1 protein-coding gene and 1 pseudogene are annotated in these 1,456 nt (G+C 57.0%); both read right to left on the bottom strand.

Annotation, left to right across the window (positions count from 1 at the left end):
- Nucleotides 1-977 (bottom strand): MCP four helix bundle domain-containing protein (locus EDE05_RS26635; protein WP_132413623.1); only part of this gene is annotated, 977 nt, incomplete at its 3' end.
- Between the two features lie 181 nt (nucleotides 978-1,158).
- A pseudogene (locus EDE05_RS26630) lies at nucleotides 1,159-1,456 on the bottom strand (methyl-accepting chemotaxis protein); the annotation flags it as partial.

Here is a 1,456-nt window from a genome sequence, read left to right as displayed (position 1 = left end):
GACAGGGTTTCCGAACTTGCCGAAAGCTCCTGGCTGCCCGACGAGACATTGCTCGACGCGGCCAGCGCATCGGCAACAACGCCCCGAAGGCGTTCGACCATGCTCTGCAGCGCCAATCCAAGTACATCCTTCTCGGAAAGCGGTTTCGGCGAAACCATTAGGTCACCGTTGGCAATCTGATCTGCGATATTTGCGGTATTGCGAAGGTTGGACGTCATCACATTGATCGTATCGACGAGATCCTTGATCTCGTCATTCGTCTTGATCTCGACATTCTGATTGAGGTCGCCGATGGAAACGGCGTTGGCGACACCCATGATCTTTCGAAGGCCGGAGCTGATTCCAAGGGCGATCCACAGAGCGACAAGGAACGAGAACACGACAAGTCCGATACCCATGCCGATGAGCAGGTTTCTCGAATGGGCGTATTGTCCGTTGGTGGCTTCGTCCGTAGCATGCAGATCGGTCTTGATAAGGCCCGTCAGATCCGCCATCAGAGTGAGCAGACGGTTGACCAAGACAGCGCCCTCGGTCATCGAAATCTCGCCGGCGCGCTGATTGCTCTCAGTGGTATTTTGGGTAGCAAGAGCGAGCACGTCGTTCTGCAAGGCGACAAACGAGGGAAATACCGACCGTATTTCGCCAATCTTGGAACGCAACTGCGGATCCGTCGCCTTTTCGAACTCGGCCAACGTCTCCTCGATCTCCTTGCGAGCCGCTTCGATGTTCTGGCGATATCCGCTGATCTTCGCCGGATCGGTATTCAGTATGGCGTTCTTTTCGGCGCGGATTGTATTCGCGAGCGATGTCGAAAGCGCATTCAGGCTCTCAAGATGGCTGGCGGGACCTTGAACGATGTCGGTGATCGAGGAATTGAGCGAGGAAAGGTTGATGATCGACAGAACGGCCATGCCGATCGACATCAATATCACCAGGCCAAAGGCGATCGCGAGTTTGAGCTTAATGGTGAAGCGCATGATATTGTGTCCCGATTGCAATGCGATGACAAATCTGCTCCATCCGGAGACGGTAGCTTTGTAAACGCAGTCAGGACGATACATTCACCCCCTGCAGGCCGGCGAGCCGGCATGACGTCGTCGCATACATGCGACGACGGTCCCCGGGCCGAAGCCCAGGGTCTTCTTCTTCAGGCGCCTCTTAGGCGCTTTCGCGGAAATCCGCGTCGTCGGAGTCCGGCCCGCCCATCGACATATCGAGAGCAAAACCCTTGGCGCGGGCCTGCTGGCCGATCACCGAATGGTCCTGCTTGAACTGGCGCGGCGCTGCACGGTTTGTCTGAGCGGGTTTATGGATGCTGGCAGCAGGGGCATTGCGCTTGGCAAGCTTGTTCCCGCCCGCCTGATCGACCTTGAAGAAGGCGATCGATGCCTGCAGTTCCTCGGCCTGAGCGGCCAGTTCTTCCGATGTCGCAGACATCTCTTCGGATGCGCCGGCA

The sequence above is a fragment of the Neorhizobium sp. R1-B genome (assembly GCF_004368875.1).
Lineage (GTDB): Bacteria > Pseudomonadota > Alphaproteobacteria > Rhizobiales > Rhizobiaceae > Neorhizobium > Neorhizobium huautlense.
The sequence above is the reverse complement of the archived record's forward strand: the minus strand, read 5'-3'. Positions and strand labels throughout refer to the sequence as shown.